Genomic DNA, 16,956 nt, shown 5'->3' on the forward strand with positions numbered 1-16,956 from the left:
CAGATTGAAGGGAAACCGACAGCTGCACCGCATAAGGTTTCGACGACGGAAACGTGGCGTGTCCCGATCGCGTGATCGTCGAACTCGCATTCGGCGCAAGACTTGAACGGCAGGCACTCGCGATGAGCACCGCAGGAAGCTTGCGCCAACCCTTCACTCTGGAAGTTCCATGAAATTCACGAAAGCAACGAAGATCGTATCCGTCCCGGTACTGACCTTTCTGGTCGCAGCCGGAGCCCACGCAGAGGCCTACGACGGTGTACACAACGCAACCTCCTTCAAGACGCGCGAGGAGGTGAATGCCGAAGCGGTGAGCACTGCCACGGCTCCGAACCAGAACGTGGTCAGAGGCTCACGCGTTACCGAGACCCTGGCTGAATCGAAGGCACGTTCGCTCGTTGAGGCCGAAGCCATCCACCACAACTTGAGGCCGGACCAGAATGTCGCCACGGGCTCCCGCTTCAACAGCAAGGTCATCTCGACGCTGCCGCACCCCGCCGACCTGCGCGCGAAAGCCAATTGAGCAACCCCTGCCTCACGCTCTGCGTGAGGCAGGCACAAAACCGTGGCTGAGAGGCGGCAAGCCGCGGGTCGCTACGTTGGACGCCAACGGCTGGTCGAAATCTGATGACAACTTCCCACAACGCCGGCGCCGGCGAAGTTTCTGAGTCGGCCGTTTCAGCCGCGCGATTCACGTTCGACCCGATGACGCGGAACCCCCTGCTGCACGCGCCGTTGTTGCTGCTGCTGATTCGGCTCGCACTGCCAACGGTGGCCGTGCTTTTCATGCAGACGGTATTGAGCATGGCCGAAACCTACTTCGTGAGCGGGCTGGGTGTCGACGCGATGGCATCGGCTTCGCTGGTCGTGCCTGTCATGCTGCTGATGACCATGGTCTCCAATGGCGGCGTCGGGGGTGGGGTTTCCGCCGCAGTCGCGCGCGCTCGGCGCTGGCCGGCAAGACGAGGCCGAAAGCCTTGTTTGGCACAGCGTCGTGATCGCGATCGTCGCAGGCGGACTCTTCACCGTGGCTGCGATCGCCGCGGCTCCGATGCTCTATCGCGGATTGGGCGGCACTGGCACGTCCTGGCAGCAAGCGCTTCAGTACTCGAACATTCTCTTCGACGGCGCGGTCCTGTTCTGGGTTCCAACCTTGCTGCAATCGGCGTTGCGAGGCGCGGGCAACGTCAGGACGCCCGCACTGATCATGCTCGGCAGCGTCGGAGCCGGACTCCTCATTTCCCCAATCCTGATTCTGGGCGGACTGGGGCTTCCGAGAATGGGCGTGGCCGGTGCGGGCATCGCACAGGTGCTGTGCACCGCGGGCTCGCTGGCAGCGATCTTTGTCTATATGCGTTTGGGGGGCTCGAAACTTCGACTTCGCCGGCACCCGCTGCGGCGTGACCACTTTGGTGCCATCCTTGGCGTGGGCTTGCTGTCAACCTTCAACGCGGCGATGTCGACGCTTTCGATCGGCGCGATCACTGCCGCTGCGGGTACCCTTAGCGTGGCAACGATCGCGGGCTACGGGATCGCGTCCCGGCTCGAAATGCTGCTGGTGCCCGTGATGTTCGGCTTCGGTACCGCCGCCATCACCGTAGTCGGAACCTGCATCGGCGCCGACGACATCCCGCGAGCGCGCCGCGCTGCGCTGGTGAATGCACTGTTCGTCGGTGGCCTGCTCGAAGTGCTGGGCCTCAGCGTGGCGTTCCTGCCCAGCCTGCTGTGGATGTCTCACTTCACGAACGACCCCGACATATGGGCCGTCGGCGGCCACTATCTGAGGGTGATGGGCCCGATTTTCGGCTTCATCGCGATCGCGATGGCGTTGTACTTCGCGGGGCAAGGCGCGCGGCGCGTCGGCTGGCCGCTCGCTGCGGGTAGCTTCCGCTTCATGTGCGCGCTGTCCGCCGCAGCGCTGGTGTTCGCGGGAAAGCTCAGTCTTGAGTCCGCCTTCCTGCTGGTGGCCGTGGGGGCCATCGTCGGTTCCGCGGTAACGGCGTGTGGCTTCGCCCGGGTGAGGTGGGGTATTCGCTAGATCGCGTGGGAGCGAAGGGCCGCGTTGGATTGCTTCGATCGGTCGCCACGGATTTGGCCTGCGCTCTAAGGCCGTCCGCCAGGATTGAGTCGGGACATGGTCACTGCCCATTGGCGACGGTGCGTTGCCTGAACCTGCTCGAGATCCATCGACAGAGTCCGGTGCATGATAGGCAGGTGGGCCGACCCCGATTTCAGCAGCGCATGAACTCCTCCCAGTCGGTCGAAACCAAGAGCCCTTTGATCGACAACTCGAGGTCGTACGTCGTGCGCTGACAGAGGAGCTTCTCCGTCATCGTTGTACGTCTGCGCGGATTGCCACCGCGTCAGCGGTCTCGGCTTGCCAGCCGCCGCCCAGCGCCTTGAACGCACTGACCGCCGCGCGCGCCGCCTCCGTTTGCGCCTGCACTTTCGCATCAGCAACGCGCAGGAGGCTCTCGTCCGCTTGCAACACTTCGATCAGGCTGACGACACCTCGCTGATAGGCCGTGAACGAGGCGCCTCGTGCACGACCGAGCGCTGCCTCGCCCTGCGCGAGCAAGGTGGCTTGTTCTTCACGCTTGACCAGGGCGGAGAAAGCATTTTCCACGTCTTCGGTCGCGCGCAGTGCCGCGAGACGATAGGCCGCGAGCAACTCCGCCTCCTGCCCTTTTGCGAGTTCGATCTGCGCATCGATGCGCCCGAAGTCGAACAGGCGCCAGCGCAGGCCGAGCAAGACCGCGGCCTGGCTGGCCCCGCCGGTGAACACGTTACCGCTGGCCACGGACGTGGCGCTGCCGATTACCCCCCCCAAGGACAGCTTCGGGTAGTACTCGGCCATGGCCACCCCGGTGCGAGCGTTAGACGCTTCAAGTCGCCTCTCGGCGGCGATCAGGTCGGGCCGCCGTCGCAGCAACTCGCCGGGTGATCCGGTGGCGCCGATGCGCGGTGCGACGGGAATGGCAACCGGTGCGGCCAGTTCCGCACGGTGAGCGCCCGGCGCCGCACCCAGCATCACGTCGAGCGCGTTCATGGCCGCAGCTTCGCCCGCCTCCAGCACTGGAAGCACCGCACGAACCTGCGCCAGCGCACCTTCGGCCTGCCTCAACTGAAGTTCGGCTGCCAGCCCCTTGCCGTAGAGCAAGTCGACCTTCGAGAGCAGTTCTTGTTGCGTGCCGACTTGCCGGCGTGCCACGTCGAGGCGGGCCTGCAGTCCGCGTAGCGTGATATAGATGTCTGCCGTCTGCGCAGCCACGGTCAGGCGCGTGGCGGCTGCGCCGGCCTCCGATGCCTGGTAGTCGGCCAGCGCAGCCTCACGGCCCCGACGCAGGCCGCCGAAGATGTCCAGTTCCCAACTTGCGCCAAGGTTGGCTTCATAGGCGTTGCCGTAGCGATCGAAACCTGGTTGCGAGTTCATAACCTGGCCCAACTGCGTCTCGACCGACTGGTAGGCCCGGGCAGCTTGTCCGCTGAGGTTGCCCGCGGGCAGCATCGCTGCGTTCGCAGCACCGAGTCCAGCACGGGCCTGCGCCACGCGGGCAGATGCTTGCGCAAGATCGAGGTTCTGCGTCAGCGCGAGTTCGACGTAGCGGGCCAGGTGTGCATCGCCAAACGCAGTCCACCAGGCGACCAACTCGGCGTTCGCGGTAGCGGCGCGCCGGTCGAGGGCTGCTTCGCCGATGAATTGGTCCGGCAGAGTGGTGGCGGGTCGGACATAGTCAGGACCGACAGCGCAACCTGCGAGAAGGCTGAGAAGCAGGGGAATGACAAGGGTGCGTTGGAACATGGGCGATTTCTGGAACGAGTGGGACGAGACCATCAAACGAAGTTGTGACTATAATTCAATGTGGTCACTTGTTGTGGCCTTTTTCCGGGAGCGTTAAGCTGTCGCCATGAGCAATGCAACTTCCTCTTCCCCTGCCACACGGGGGCCGGCAGATCACGATGTGCGCGCGCAGATTGTCCTTGCGGCAACCGAGCACTTCAGCCGGTACGGTTACGAGAAGACCACGGTTTCCGACCTCGCCAAGGCCATCGGCTTCTCCAAGGCATACATCTACAAGTTCTTCGAGTCCAAGCAGGCGATCGGGGAAATGATCTGCTCGAACTGCTTGCGGGAGATCGAAGTGGACATCCGCGCTGCGGTCGATGGCACCGACCGTCCACCCGAGAAACTGCGCCGCATGTTCAAGGCCATCGTTGATTCGGGCCTTCGTCTGTTCTTCCAGGACCGCAAGCTCTACGAGATCGCCATCTCGGCGGCCAGCGAACGCTGGCAGTCGGCCATCGCACACGAAGAGTGCATCCAGCAGTTGCTCGTCGAGGTGCTGAAGCAAGGGCGCGAGTCCGGCGACTTCGAGCGCAAGACACCGATCGACGAGACGGCGGCGGCGATCTATCTGGTCGTTCACCCCTATATCAACCCCCTGATCCTGCGGCACAGCTTCGATCACACCGACCAGGCGCCGGCGCAGCTGTCCGGCCTGGTGCTGCGCAGCTTGTCGCCATAAAAACTAAATATTTCTTGTGACCATTGACTAATATGGTCACTAGTATCAGAATTTGGGTCCTGATCGATTCGTCAATGGGACCCGTATGCTTTCGCGCCGCTTCGCTACATCCGCACTCTTTTGCGCCTTGCCATTCGCGTTGGTCGCCTGCGACGACAAAGCGCCGCCAGATCCGCGCACCCAGACACCGCTGGTGCGCGCTGCCACCGTCCAAGCAGCCGACTCCGCATCGCGCTCTTTCACAGGCACCGTAGCCGCGCGGGTTCAAAGCGACCTGGGCTTCCGTGTCTCAGGAAAAGTGCTGGAGCGCTTCGTGGACGCTGGTCAGACTGTCAAGCGCGGGCAACTGCTCATGCGCATCGACCCGGTCGACCTGAGGTTGGCTGCGCGCGCACAGCAGGAGGCCGTGGCCGCTGCCCGGGCGCGTGCCAAGCAGGCGAGCGACGAAGAACTTCGCTACCGCGACCTGAGAGGCACCGGGGCCATTTCCGCCTCGGCCTACGACCAGATCAAGGCTGCGGCGGATGCCGCTCAAGCCCAGCTCGGTGCGGCCGAAGCACAGTCGGAAGTCGCGCGCAACTCCAACCGCTATTCAGAACTTGCCGCCGATGCGGACGGCACGGTGCTGGAGACGCTGGCCGAGCCCGGCCAGGTGGTCAACGCCGGGCAGCCGGTGGTCCGCTTGGCGCAGGCTGGGCGCAGGGAGGCGGTGGTCCAGTTGCCCGAAACGATGCGCCCTGTCGTCGGCTCGGGCGGGCAGGCCACGCTCTTCGGCAAGGAAGGCGTTGCAGTGGCAGTAAAGCTCAGGCAGCTCTCGGATGCGGCCGACCGGCTCACGCGCACGTTCGAGGCGCGATACGTGCTCGAGGGCGAACTGGCCAACGCGCCCCTGGGTGCCACGGTCACGGTCCACATCGCGGACGGCAGGCCCGCGCGAGAAAGCAGTGCGCAGGTGCCCATCGGCGCCCTGTTCGACACAGGCAAGGCAACGGGCGTGTGGGTCATTGGCGGAGATCCGTCGACGGTGCGCTGGCAGCCGGTGGCGGTCGAGCATCTTGACGACGACCGTGCGCGGGTGACCGGTCAACTCAAACAGGGAGATCGGGTCGTCGCGCTTGGGGCGCACCTGCTGCGCGAAGGCGAGCAGGTGCGTATCGCGACCCCGGCCGCGACGCCGGCCGCGGGCGGAGCCCGCCCATGAGCGAAGGCCGCTTCAACCTGTCGGCGCTGGCTGTACGCGAACGCTCCATCACGTTGTTCCTGATCTGCCTGGTCTCGCTGGCGGGCTTGGTCGCGTTCTTCAAGCTCGGCCGCGCGGAGGATCCCGCTTTCACCGTCAAGGTGATGACCATCATTACGGCCTGGCCCGGCGCCACGGCGCAGGAGATGCAGGACCAGGTCGCCGAGAAGCTCGAGAAGCGCCTGCAGGAGTTGCGCTACTACGACCGCTCGGAGACCTACACACGCCCCGGCCTGGCGTTCACGACCCTGACATTGCTCGACAGCACCCCGCCAGCGCAGGTGCAGGAAGAGTTCTATCAGGCGCGCAAGAAGGTCGCTGACGAAGCGGGCACCCTCCCCTCCGGCGTGATCGGGCCGATGATCAACGACGAGTACGCCGACGTCACCTTCGCCCTCTTCGCGCTCAAGGCCAAGGGAGAACCGCAGCGCGTGCTGGTGCGCGATGCGGAAACGCTGCGCCAACGGTTGCTGCACGTGCCGGGCGTGAAGAAGGTCAACATCGCCGGGGAGCAGTCGGAACGAATCTATGTCGAGTTCGCGCACGACCGGCTGGCGACGTTGGGCATCGGCCCGCAGGACGTGTTCGCCGCACTCAACAACCAGAACGCGCTGAGCCCGGCTGGGTCGGTGGAAACCAGCGGCCCGCAGGTCTTCATTCGACTGGACGGCGCATTCGACACGCTACAGAAGATCCGCGATACGCCGGTGATCGCGCAAGGCCGTACCTTGAAGCTATCGGACGTTGCCACGGTCAAGCGCGGGTACGAAGACCCGGCCACATTCATGATCCGCAACGGCGGCGAACCTGCCTTGCTGATCGGCGTGGTCATGCGGGAAGGCTGGAACGGCCTCGATCTGGGCAAGGCGCTGGACATGGAGGCCCGTGCCATCAACGCGGAGTTGCCCCTGGGCCTGAGTCTGACCAAGGTCACGGACCAGTCGGTGAACATCAGCGCATCGGTCGACGAGTTCATGATCAAGTTTTTCGCGGCCTTGCTGGTCGTGATGCTGGTGAGCTTTCTAAGCATGGGCTGGCGTGCTGGCCTCGTGGTGGCCGCGGCAGTGCCGCTGACGCTAGCGGTGGTCTTCGTGGTGATGGCCGCGACCGGCAAGAATTTCGACCGGATCACGCTCGGCTCGCTCATCCTCGCGCTCGGCTTGCTGGTGGACGACGCCATCATCGCCATCGAAATGATGGTCGTGAAGATCGAGGAGGGCTACAGCCATGTGGCCGCTTCTGCATACGCCTGGAGCCACACGGCGGCGCCCATGCTATCGGGCACGCTAGTCACCGCCGTCGGCTTCATGCCCAACGGATTCGCGCCGTCGACCGCGGGTGAGTACACCAGCAATATGTTCTGGATCGTCGGAATCGCGCTCATCGCATCCTGGGTGGTCGCCGTGGTGTTCACACCCTACCTGGGCATCAAGCTGCTGCCGAACTTCAAGAAGATCGAAGGCGGCCACGCCGCGATCTATGACACACCACGCTACAACCGGCTGCGTCGTGTTCTGGCACGCGTCATTGCGCGCAAGTGGCTGGTGGCGGGCGCCATGGTGGGCCTCTTCATCGTGTCGATTCTCGGCATGGGCGTGGTCAAGAAGCAGTTCTTTCCGATCTCCGACCGGCCCGAAGTGCTCGTCGAAGTGCAGATGCCCTACGGCACTTCGATCACCCAGACCAGCGACGCCACGGCCAAGGTCGAGGCCTGGCTTTCCACGCAGCCGGAGGCACAGATCGTCACGTCATACATAGGACAGGGCGCGCCCCGCTTCTATTTTGCGATGGGGCCCGAACTGCCCGATCCGTCGTTCGCCAAGATCGTGGTGCGCACGGCCAGCCAGGAGGAACGCGAGTCCTTGAAGTACCGGTTGCGTCATGCCATTGCCGACGGCCTCGCGTCCGAGGCGCGGGTGCGCGTGACCCAGCTCGTGTTCGGCCCGTACTCGCCGTTTCCTGTCGCCTACCGTGTCACCGGGCCCGATGCGAACGAGCTGCGCAAGATCGCGGACGAAGTGCGCCAAGTCATGGATGCCAGCCCGATGATGCGCACCGTCAGTACCGACTGGGGCACCCGTACGCCGACATTGCATTTCACCCTGGACCAGGACCGCCTTCAGGCCGTCGGGCTGACCTCCAGCGCGGTGGCGCAACAACTGCAATTCCTGCTGAGCGGCGTGCCGGTGACCACCGTACGTGAAGACATCCGCACGGTGCAGGTGGTGGCCCGTTCCGCCGGCGGCACCCGGCTCGATCCCGCGAAGGTCGTGGACTTCACGCTCGCCGGAACTGGCGGCCAGCGCATTCCGCTGTCGCAGGTCGGCGAGGTCGAGGTGCGCATGGAAGAACCTGTCATGAGGCGACGCGACCGCATGCCCACGATCACGGTGCAGGGCGACATCGCCGACGGGCTGCAGCCCCCCGATGTGTCGACCGCGATCACCGCGAAGCTGCAGCCCCTGATGCAGAAGCTGCCGGCCGGCTACCACATCATCCAGGCCGGCTCCATCGAGGAATCGGAGAAGGCGACCAAGGCGATGCTGCCTCTGTTCCCGATCATGCTGGCGATCACGCTATTGATCATCATCTTCCAGGTGCGCTCGATATCCGCGATGGTCATGGTGTTCCTCACGAGCCCGCTGGGGTTGATCGGCGTCGTGCCGACCTTGCTGCTGTTCCAGCAGCCCTTCGGCATCAATGCGCTCGTGGGGCTCATCGCGCTGTCGGGCATCTTGATGCGCAACACGCTGATTCTGCTCGGGCAGATCCACCACAATCAGGAGCAAGGGCTCGACCCGTTCCATGCTGTCGTAGAGGCGACCGTGCAACGTGCCCGCCCCGTGATCCTGACGGCGCTCGCGGCGATCCTCGCGTTCATCCCACTGACGCACTCGGTGTTCTGGGGGGCGCTCGCCTACACGCTGATCGGCGGGACGCTCGCGGGGACGATCCTGACGCTGGTATTCCTGCCGGCCATGTATGCCATCTGGTTCAGGATCCGGCCCGGCAAGGGCAACCCGGCCACGCATTGATGGCGCTTCCTCACCATTCGTTCAAGACCGAAAGAACCACCATGTCAGTTTCATCAGTTGTCGTCGTAACGGGAGTGTCCTCGGGCATCGGGCGCGTAGCCGCGGAGATGTTCGTCGCGCGGGGCTGCCGCGTGTTCGGCACCGTGCGCGACCTTCGCCATGCGCCCGCACTGGCCGGTGTCGAGTTCGTCGAGATCGACGTTCGGGAAGAACGCTCGGTTCAACTCGGCGTCGAATCCGTGATTGACCGTGCCATGCGCATCGACGTGCTGGTCAACAACGCGGGGATGATGATGATGGGCGCGGTCGAGGAGACTTCGACGGCCGAGGCCGTGGCGCTCTTCGACACCAACGTCTTCGGCATGCTCCGCATGACGCGCGCCGTACTCCCTCACATGCGTGCGCATCGTCGTGGGCGAATCGTCAACGTCAGCTCGGTACTCGGCGTATTGCCCGCGCCGTACATGGGGATCTACGCGGCCACCAAGCATGCGGTGGAAGGGCTGTCTGAATCGCTCGATCACGAAGTGCGCCAGTTCGGCATTCGCGCCGCCCTGGTGCAGCCGGCTTTCACGCGGACCAACCTCGACGCCAATGCGCCCCGAGCCAAGACACGGATCGCGGGCTACGACCGCGAACGGGACCTGGTGACAGTCTCGGTGTCCGACAGCGTCAACAATGCGCCCGAACCGCACAGGGTGGCGAGCACCGTCGTCGAAGCGGGCCTCGGCCCGTGGCGCATGCGTTACACCCCCCCCGGGCAAGCGTCGCTTCTAACTAAGTTGCGCCGCTTCCTGCCGTCCGGACCCGTGGATGCGAGCCTGCGAAGAAAACTCGGGCTCGCCTGAGGGCCGGGCGCTCAAGCGTCTTGACGAACATCGCCCATCAAAGACGGAGAACATCGTGGACAGCCTGGACCTCCTGCGCACATTCAGCGAAGTCGCCTCTTCCGGGAGCTTCTCCCGCACCGCCAAGCATCTGTCGCTGTCGAGGGGCACCATCAGCAAGTACATCGCAACCCTCGAACGCCGTTTCGGTGTCAGGCTGCTGAACCGCACCAGCCGTGCGGTCAGCCTGACGGACGCCGGCCACCTGCTTCTCGAAAGAAGCAAGCCGATGCTTGAGCTGGCCGACGTCACGCAAGCCGAACTGCAGAACCGCGCGCGGGTCCCCAGCGGGCGCCTGCGCATCTCGGCGCCGCACGGCATGGACCTGACGGAGTTGCCGGCACTGATCAACGCCTTCCTTGGCCACTACCCCGAAGTCAGCATCAGTCTGGTTCTCACGAACCGAATGGTCGATCTTGCGGAGGATGGCGTCGACATCGCTCTCCGATTTGGCGCTTCGGCCAACGAGAACCTGATCGTCAGAAAGCTGGTGGCAATGGAGCTCAGTGTCTGCGCCGCGCCCATTTACTGGCGCAAGCACGGCGTGCCAGCTCATCCCAGCGACCTCGCTCACCACGTCGCGCTGATCAGTACCCATCTGAATCCTCTGCCGAAGTGGCGGTTCGAAGCAGACGGGCAGCCAGTCGAGGTCGCGGTTCACGGAAGGCTGGATGCAACGGAAGCCGGCCCACTGATCCAGGCCGCACTGCTGGGGGCTGGCGTCGTCTATCTGCCTTCTGTCATGCTCGAACCCTACGTCGAGAGCGGACGACTGGTACCCGTCTTGTCGGACTTCGTGCGCAGCGACATGTGGCTTTCCGCCGTCTACCTGCAGCGTCGACACAGCACGGCGGTGCACCGTGCACTGCTTGATTTTCTTGAAAACCGGTTTAGACCTGCTGGCACGCGTTAAGGATTGGCGCGCGATGGGTTGACGACGGTTCTGGTGCAAATCTTCCGCGCGGCCGAACAATTTCGTGAGCGCGATGCGCTGATCATGCTGAGAGCACTGCATTCCAGACCGCGGGCGCGGCTTGGCCTTTGACGCGCAGCCGGCGGAGACTGAACTGGCCTTTGCGAATGCGATTCAGCAGCTCGACGCCGGCGATCGTCACGGCCCGCTCGATCGAAGACCTTGAAGCCGAGCATGGGGTTGATGCGCGACTTCACGCCCCGATGGTCCTGCTCGACCATGTTGTTGAGATACTTGGACGACCGCAGTCGTGTGCGCTTCCAAAGGGTGCTTTGCGCGGACAGTTCCCGCACGGCGCGATGCGAGGCAGCGTAGCCGTCCAGCGTGATGGTCACTGGAGGTCGTTTTGAGTCGCCAGCGCCTTGCAGAAGAACACCTTGGCCGCCTTGACATCGCGGTTCGCGCTCAAGCGGAAGTCCACGGTCTGGCCGTCTCGATCGACAGCCCTGTAAAGATAGGTCCACTTGCCTCGGATCTTGACGTAGGTCTCACCCACGCGCCACGAGCGACCGGCCTTGCGGGCGAAGCGATTCCTGCGCCTCTCGAACTCAGGCACGAAACGCTGGACCCAGCGCATGATCGTCGTATGGGCCAGGGCAAGGCCGCGCTCGGCCATCATTTCCACCAGGTCACGCAGGCCCAGTTTGTAGCGCAGATACCAGCGGACGCATAGAACGATGATCTCTCGCTCGAAGAGCCGTCCCTTGAACAGATCGTCCATGCTCTGGAGCTTCTTCGCCATCGACCTGCCCGTAGTTCACAAAACGGGTAGCCTATCCCGAGACACAGATTGCACCAGAACCCGCAGCCCGGCTTTCGCAGCAGCGAAGTGCGCATCTGCGGTCATGAGACCGTGGGAACACGCGCTGGGCAGTGCCATCCAGCGCCGTCCGGTCAGGCCAGCGCGGCCAGATTGGCGGCATCAAAGCCTTTCAGTTCCTGCGTGCGCCCTTCGCGAACTCTGTCCGCTCATTGCACGTCTGAAATCAGTACGCGGCTCAGGGCGACCAGATCGAACTCACCGCGCTCCAGCCGTGCTGTCAGGTTGCCCTGCAAGGTCGTGGCCCCCGCACCCTTGGCCATTGGATCTGCTCGACCAGTTGCCGCTCGCTAAAGGCCGAAGATCAACCCGTGCGCCGCTTGCGCACAGGTACGCGCGCTGCCACAGACGGACTCACAGCAAGCCTCAGCGACGCGAGGATCTCGTCGCGGCAAACCTCAAGGATCTCGTCAGCCAGCGGTGAATCGTCCGGACAGGCGCGCGACATGACGATGGCGCCGACCGCGCGCGCCAGTATGTCGAGAGACTTGGCTCTCGCCTTGCCTGAGGCTGCATCGTCCAACGCAAGCCCCTCGCGGCTCAGCGCAGCCAGCAGGCTCTCGATGCCGGTCGCAAACGTGGTCCGGACCGCTTCCGGTTGACGCGCAGCATCCCCGCCCAGCGCAGCCATCGTGCAGCCGCTCGCGCGGGCGTCGCGGTGCTCGCGCGAGAGGTACACATTCACGAACTCCGGAATGTCCACGCCGGCGGTCAGCGCCGCTGTCTGAGCAATGCCGCAGGCTGCCGATTCGGCCACGAGGTCGGCCTTGGAGCGGAACTGCTTGTAGAAGCCGCCGTGGGTGAAGCCAGCAGCAGCCATCAGATCGGCAACACCAATCCCATCGTAGCCACGCTCCCGAAACAGTGTGGACGCCGTCTCGATCACGTGCGCCCGATTGGCCTGTGCCTGTGCCTTGGTGATCTTCATTTCTCGTCGACGGTGGGTTTATGCCTGCTTGAAGGTTTCACTATACATTGATGTCGACCATAATCAAAGTCTTGACATTTTAGATTATGTTCGTCATCATTGCTGCTTCTCCCAACAACGGACGCTGAACCAACATGACCGAGAACACGCTCTTCGAACCGTATGCCCTGGGCAGCCTCACGCTCGCCAATCGCATCGTCATGGCCCCGCTCACCCGCAACCGGGCTGGCGCCGGGCTGGTGCCCGGCGAACTGGCCGCGACCTACTATGCCCAGCGCGCTTCGGCCGGCCTGATCATCACGGAAGCCACCCAGATCTCGGCGCAAGCCCAGGGCTACCAGGACACCCCGGGTCTGTATACGGCCGAGCAAATCGCGGGCTGGCGCCAGGTCACGGAAGCCGTGCATGCCAAGGGTGGGCGCATCTTCGTGCAGCTCTGGCATGTGGGCCGCGTTTCGCACGTCGACGTGCAGCCTGGCGGCGCTGCGCCGGTCGCGCCCTCGGCCATCCGCGCGGCGACGAAGACCTTCGTCAACAACGGATTTGCCGATGTGTCCGAGCCACGCGCCCTCGAAATCAGCGAGCTGCCGGGCATCGTCAACGACTTTCGCCAAGCCGCGGCCAACGCCATTGCTGCCGGCTTCGATGGCGTGGAAATCCACGGCGCCAATGGTTACCTCTTGGAGCAGTTCATCAAGGAGGGCGCCAACCAGCGCACGGACGCCTACGGCGACTCCATCGAGAACCGTGCGCGCCTGTTGCTGGAAGTCGTCGGCGCCGTGGTGAAAGAAATCGGTGCCGATCGCACCGGGGTGCGCATCTCTCCCGTGTCACCGGCCAACGGCATCTCCAGCAGCGACCCGCAGGCGCAATACGACTACATCGCCGAGCAACTCAGCGCGCTGGGCATCGTCTACCTGCACGTGGTCGAGGGCGCGACCGGCGGCCCGCGCGATGTCGCCCCGTTCGACTACGACGCGCTGCGCCGCCGGTTCAAGCAGACCTACCTGGCCAACAACGGCTACGACCTGGAATTCGCCACTGCCCGGCTCAACGAGGGCAAGGGGGACCTGTTCGCCTTCGGCCGCCCGTTCATCAGCAACCCCGATCTGGTCGAACGCCTGAAGACCGGCGCACCGTTGGCGCAGCTCAATCCGGCCACGCTCTATGGCGGAGGGGCTGCGGGCTACACGGACTACCCGGCGCTTGCTGACTGAGATCGGGCGATTCACGTGGGACTCGACGGTGGGTCCCCATTGCGGCTTATCTAGAACGAGGTTCACATGACGACTCATATCCATCTCACCGCGCCCACCCAGTTCGTTGACGCGAATGGTGTTCGCTTCGCTTACCGGCGCTTTGGCGCCGAGACCGGCACGCCGCTAGTGTTCCTTCAACATTTCCGTGGCGGCATGGACAACTGGGACCCGCTCGTCACCGACGGCCTGGCGCAGGGCCGCCCGGTCATCCTGGTCAACTATGCCGGCGTGGCCAGTTCTGGCGGAGAGCCGGCCACCACCGTCGATGGCATGGCTGACGGCATCGCAAGTTTCGTGCAGGCTTTGGGCCTGTTGACTGCGGTGGACGTGCTGGGTTTCTCGATCGGCGGCTTCGTCGCCCAGAGCCTCGCGCACCGCCACCCCGAACTCGTGCGGCGGCTGGTGCTGGTGGGCACCGGACCGCGTAACGGCGAGTCCAACCCCAATCCGCGCGTGATGCAGGTCGCGGGCAATCCCGTTCCCACAGAAGAAGACTTCCTGTACCTATTCTTCTCGCCGTCCGAGACCGGTCAAGCTGCTGGCCGCGCGTTCTGGAAGCGACGCACGGAGCGCAAGGACTCAGATCCGGCGTCCTCCGTCGAGGTCCTGAAGGCCCAGTTCGCATCCATCGTCGAGTGGACGCAGCCGCGCGGTGAGCGCTATGCCTACCTCAAGGAGATCAAGCAGCCCACGCTGGTCGTCAACGGTCACGACGACATCATGGTGCCGAGCATCAACTCGTTCACGCTGCAGCAGCACATCCCCAACGCGCAGTTGATCCTGTACCCGGACTCGGGTCACGGCTCGCAATTCCAGTACCCAGAGCTGTTCGTCGCCCACACGGGGCTGTTCCTGGACTAAATCGACACCGCCTCCTGACCGCAGCAACCAACGACCTGCAGAGAAAGAATCCATGAGCACACTGCCCACCGTCCTCATCACCGGCGCCTCCAGCGGCATCGGAGCCACCTACGCCGAGCGCTTCGCCCGCCGGGGCCACGACCTGGCGCTGGTCGCGCGCGACAAGGTGCGACTGGAAGCACTGGCGGCGCGCCTGCGTGATGAGGCCAAGGTCGCCATTGACGTGCTGCAAGCCGATCTCACCCAGCAGGTTGAACTCGCGGTGGTCGAGGCGCGCCTGCGCGACGACGCCCGCATCGGCATCCTGATCAACAACGCCGGCATGGCGCAATCGGGCGGCTTCCTGCAGCAGTCCGCACAGAGCATCGACCAGTTGGTCGCGCTCAACACCACGGCGCTCACCCGATTGGCCGCAGCAGCCGCTCCTCGCTTCGTGCAGTCGGGCACTGGTGCGATCGTCAACATCGGCTCGGTGGTAGGTTTCGCACCCGAGTTTGGCATGTCGATCTACGGCGCCACCAAGGCGTTCGTGCTGTTCTTGTCGCAGGGTCTGAACCTGGAGCTGGCTGCCAAGGGGGTCTACGTGCAGGCCGTGTTGCCCGCGGCCACCCGCACGGAGATCTGGGGCCGCGCTGGCATCGACGTCAACACGCTCACCGACGTGATGGACGTCGGCGAACTGGTCGATGCGGCCCTCGTCGGTTTCGATCGCCGTGAGCTGGTCACGATCCCGCCGCTGCACGAGGCCGGGCGCTGGGATGCACTGGACGCTGCGCGCCAGGCGCTGCTGTCGGACATCCGGCAAGCCCACGCAGCCGAGCGCTATCAATCGCAACTCTGATTGCGGCCAGTTCCTCACCGATCCCTCACAAATCCAAACGGAGACCTCATGCTTCACCTATCACGAGTCGGCTTGTGCCTGCTCGTACTTTCTGCCATCCTGTTGTCGGTCTGCGCCGCGGCCGACAGACCGCCGGTGGCCTGGGGTGCCCCTACCAAGATCGCCACAGCGCAGAGCACGGTATGGAGGGGGGTGCCGACGCAGCTCATCTCCGCGGGCGGCGTTGACTTCGCCTACCGCGAGCTGGGCCAGAAGAGCGGCGGCACGCCGGTGATCTTCCTCGTCCACCTGGCCGCCGTGTTGGACAACTGGGATCCCCGCGTGGTGGATGGCATCGCCGCGAAACATCACGTTGTCGCGTTCGACAACCGCGGCGTCGGCGCTTCCACCGGCTCGCCGGCCAACACCATCGAACAGATGGCGGACGACGCCATCACCTTCATCAAGGCCAAGGGGTTCAAGCAGGTGGATCTCTTCGGCTTCTCGATGGGCGGGATGATCGCCCAGGAGATCGTGCTCAAGGAGCCGCAACTCGTGCGCAAGCTGATCCTCACGGGGACGGGACCTGCGGGCGGCCCGGGTATCAGCACCGTGGCGGGCGTGTCGAACTACGACTTGTTGCGCGCGACGTTCACCGGCCAGGACCCGAAGCAGTACCTGTTCTTCACGCGCACGCCAACCGGTATCGAGGCCGGGAAGGCCTTCCTGAAGCGCCTGCAGGAGCGCACCGAGAACCGGGACAAGGAGATCGCCGTAGGTGCCTATGTGGCCCAGCTTCAGGCGCTGAGTGCGTGGGGGCAGAAACGCCCGGCCGACCTGTCGGTGGTCAAGCAGCCGGTCTTGGTGGCCAATGGTGACGACGACCGGATGGTGCCGACCAGCAATACGTACGACCTGGCTAAGCGCCTGCCGAACAGCGAACTGATCGTCTACCCCGATGCGGGCCACGGGGGCATCTTCCAGTACCACGAGGACTTCGTGCCCAAGGCGCTGGCCTTCCTGGCGAAGTGATTCGGAGCCGGCTTTTCTGCACCGGGCTGCATCTCAACTCTCCCATTCAAGGACACCCCGATGTCTGTCACGCATCTGACCGCACCCACCCAGTTTGTGGAGGTCGGTGGCACTCGATTCGCCTACCGCCGCTGGGGCAACGCCAACACCTCGCAGCCGCCTTTGCTGCTCGTGCAGCACTTCCGTGGCGGCATGGACCACTGGGACCCGTTGATGACGGACGGTCTTGCCGAGGGCCGCGAGGTCATCCTCTACAACGGCCGTGGCATCGCGTCCTCCAGCGGCACCCCTCGCACCCGCATCGAGGACATGGCCGATGACGCGGCGGCAGCCGTTCGCGCACTAGCAGGCTGCTGAAGTACCAGGCGCGCGGCAGTCATCCGGCGTCCTGAAGTGGGCGGTTGCGGATTTCGACGTTTCAGGCTCGCTGCCGTCGCCGTTATCCCGCTTCGAGGGCCCGTTCTCGGCTCTCGTTTCCCCTCTACGGGGCCAACGGACGGACTTCTGCCAAGGTCCGCATGCGCACGAGGTTGTAGGCGGCCATCGTCAGCACGAACAACTGGTCGACCTTCTTG

13 protein-coding genes and 2 pseudogenes are annotated in these 16,956 nt (G+C 64.4%); 12 read left to right on the forward strand and 3 right to left on the reverse strand.

Translation table 11 applies throughout. The annotated features are described in order from the left end of the window. Positions 1-169 precede the first annotated feature (169 nt). Both AC1D2O_RS34480 and AC1D2O_RS34485 read left to right on the forward strand, forming a co-directional pair. A complete protein-coding gene (locus AC1D2O_RS34480) occupies positions 170-523 on the forward strand; it encodes a DUF4148 domain-containing protein (protein ID WP_478158670.1) in 354 nt (117 codons plus the stop codon). Positions 524-901: 378 nt separating this feature from the next. Continuing rightward, positions 902-2,038, forward strand: coding sequence for an MATE family efflux transporter (locus tag AC1D2O_RS34485; protein ID WP_478158671.1), 1,137 nt, complete (start codon positions 902-904; stop codon positions 2,036-2,038). A 291-nt stretch (positions 2,039-2,329) separates the two neighbouring features. Here the strand turns inward: AC1D2O_RS34485 and AC1D2O_RS34490 are convergent, their stop codons facing one another. Then, entirely contained in the window at positions 2,330-3,802 is a 1,473-nt protein-coding gene (locus AC1D2O_RS34490) for an efflux transporter outer membrane subunit (protein WP_478158672.1), read from the reverse strand. 106 nt (positions 3,803-3,908) lie between these two features. Here AC1D2O_RS34490 and AC1D2O_RS34495 point away from each other — a divergent pair, with 106 nt between their 5' ends. The 5 genes from AC1D2O_RS34495 (at position 3,909) to AC1D2O_RS34515 (ending at position 10,601) form a co-directional block, all read left to right on the forward strand. Further along, positions 3,909-4,526: a TetR/AcrR family transcriptional regulator gene (locus AC1D2O_RS34495; protein ID WP_478090692.1), complete on the forward strand. Its 618-nt coding sequence runs from the start codon at positions 3,909-3,911 to the stop codon at positions 4,524-4,526. Positions 4,527-4,611: 85 nt separating this feature from the next. After that, complete coding sequence (locus tag AC1D2O_RS34500; protein WP_478090693.1) at positions 4,612-5,727, forward strand: efflux RND transporter periplasmic adaptor subunit; 1,116 nt, start codon at positions 4,612-4,614, stop codon at positions 5,725-5,727. Beyond that, on the forward strand, positions 5,724-8,801 hold the full coding sequence (locus tag AC1D2O_RS34505) for an efflux RND transporter permease subunit (RefSeq protein WP_478158673.1): 3,078 nt from the start codon (positions 5,724-5,726) through the stop codon (positions 8,799-8,801). The genes AC1D2O_RS34500 and AC1D2O_RS34505 overlap by 4 nt, the downstream gene beginning before the upstream one ends. A 41-nt stretch (positions 8,802-8,842) precedes the next feature. Next, positions 8,843-9,649 carry an oxidoreductase gene (locus AC1D2O_RS34510; protein WP_478158674.1) on the forward strand — a complete coding sequence of 269 codons (807 nt, stop codon included), beginning with the start codon at positions 8,843-8,845 and terminating at the stop codon, positions 9,647-9,649. A 55-nt stretch (positions 9,650-9,704) separates the two neighbouring features. After that, positions 9,705-10,601 (forward strand): LysR family transcriptional regulator, encoded by an 897-nt coding sequence (locus AC1D2O_RS34515; protein WP_478090696.1) that lies wholly within the window; start codon positions 9,705-9,707, stop codon positions 10,599-10,601. A gap of 82 nt (positions 10,602-10,683) precedes the next feature. Here AC1D2O_RS34515 and AC1D2O_RS34520 read toward each other — a convergent pair. Both AC1D2O_RS34520 and AC1D2O_RS34525 read right to left on the reverse strand, forming a co-directional pair. Next, a pseudogene (locus AC1D2O_RS34520) lies at positions 10,684-11,403 on the reverse strand (IS6 family transposase). Positions 11,404-11,785: 382 nt separating this feature from the next. Then, the gene (locus tag AC1D2O_RS34525) at positions 11,786-12,409 is read right to left on the reverse strand and encodes a TetR/AcrR family transcriptional regulator (RefSeq protein ID WP_477650193.1); all 624 of its coding nucleotides are present in this window, start codon (positions 12,407-12,409) and stop codon (positions 11,786-11,788) included. A 134-nt stretch (positions 12,410-12,543) separates the two neighbouring features. Here AC1D2O_RS34525 and AC1D2O_RS34530 point away from each other — a divergent pair, with 134 nt between their 5' ends. From AC1D2O_RS34530 to AC1D2O_RS34550, 5 genes and pseudogenes are all read left to right on the forward strand, one after another. Continuing rightward, positions 12,544-13,626, forward strand: a complete 1,083-nt coding sequence (locus AC1D2O_RS34530) for an alkene reductase (RefSeq protein ID WP_477650192.1) — start codon at positions 12,544-12,546, stop codon at positions 13,624-13,626. 66 nt (positions 13,627-13,692) lie between these two features. Then, entirely contained in the window at positions 13,693-14,529 is an 837-nt protein-coding gene (locus AC1D2O_RS34535; protein ID WP_477650191.1) for an alpha/beta fold hydrolase, read from the forward strand. A gap of 52 nt (positions 14,530-14,581) precedes the next feature. Beyond that, positions 14,582-15,370, forward strand: coding sequence for an SDR family NAD(P)-dependent oxidoreductase (locus tag AC1D2O_RS34540; protein ID WP_477650190.1), 789 nt, complete (start codon positions 14,582-14,584; stop codon positions 15,368-15,370). A gap of 72 nt (positions 15,371-15,442) precedes the next feature. After that, positions 15,443-16,381 (forward strand): alpha/beta fold hydrolase, encoded by a 939-nt coding sequence (locus tag AC1D2O_RS34545; protein WP_478158675.1) that lies wholly within the window; start codon positions 15,443-15,445, stop codon positions 16,379-16,381. A gap of 60 nt (positions 16,382-16,441) precedes the next feature. Beyond that, positions 16,442-16,726 (forward strand): annotated as a pseudogene (locus AC1D2O_RS34550) (alpha/beta fold hydrolase); the annotation flags it as partial. Positions 16,727-16,956: the final 230 nt, after the last annotated feature.

Source organism: Variovorax sp. P1_G12 (genome assembly GCF_056405555.1).

Excerpts from the sequence above, each read along its gene's own strand:
- AC1D2O_RS34540 (WP_477650190.1), top strand. The coding sequence starts at position 14,582 with ATGAGCACACTGCCCACCGTCCTCATCACCGGCGCCTCCAGCGGCATC.
- AC1D2O_RS34535 (WP_477650191.1), top strand. The coding sequence starts at position 13,693 with ATGACGACTCATATCCATCTCACCGCGCCCACCCAGTTCGTTGACGCG.
- AC1D2O_RS34500 (WP_478090693.1), top strand. The coding sequence starts at position 4,612 with ATGCTTTCGCGCCGCTTCGCTACATCCGCACTCTTTTGCGCCTTGCCA.
- AC1D2O_RS34490 (WP_478158672.1), bottom strand. The coding sequence starts at position 3,802 with ATGTTCCAACGCACCCTTGTCATTCCCCTGCTTCTCAGCCTTCTCGCA.
- AC1D2O_RS34505 (WP_478158673.1), top strand. The coding sequence starts at position 5,724 with ATGAGCGAAGGCCGCTTCAACCTGTCGGCGCTGGCTGTACGCGAACGC.
- AC1D2O_RS34530 (WP_477650192.1), top strand. The coding sequence starts at position 12,544 with ATGACCGAGAACACGCTCTTCGAACCGTATGCCCTGGGCAGCCTCACG.
- AC1D2O_RS34510 (WP_478158674.1), top strand. The coding sequence starts at position 8,843 with ATGTCAGTTTCATCAGTTGTCGTCGTAACGGGAGTGTCCTCGGGCATC.
- AC1D2O_RS34525 (WP_477650193.1), bottom strand. The coding sequence starts at position 12,409 with ATGAAGATCACCAAGGCACAGGCACAGGCCAATCGGGCGCACGTGATC.
- AC1D2O_RS34485 (WP_478158671.1), top strand. The coding sequence starts at position 902 with ATGGCGGCGTCGGGGGTGGGGTTTCCGCCGCAGTCGCGCGCGCTCGGC.
- AC1D2O_RS34480 (WP_478158670.1), top strand. The coding sequence starts at position 170 with ATGAAATTCACGAAAGCAACGAAGATCGTATCCGTCCCGGTACTGACC.
- AC1D2O_RS34495 (WP_478090692.1), top strand. The coding sequence starts at position 3,909 with ATGAGCAATGCAACTTCCTCTTCCCCTGCCACACGGGGGCCGGCAGAT.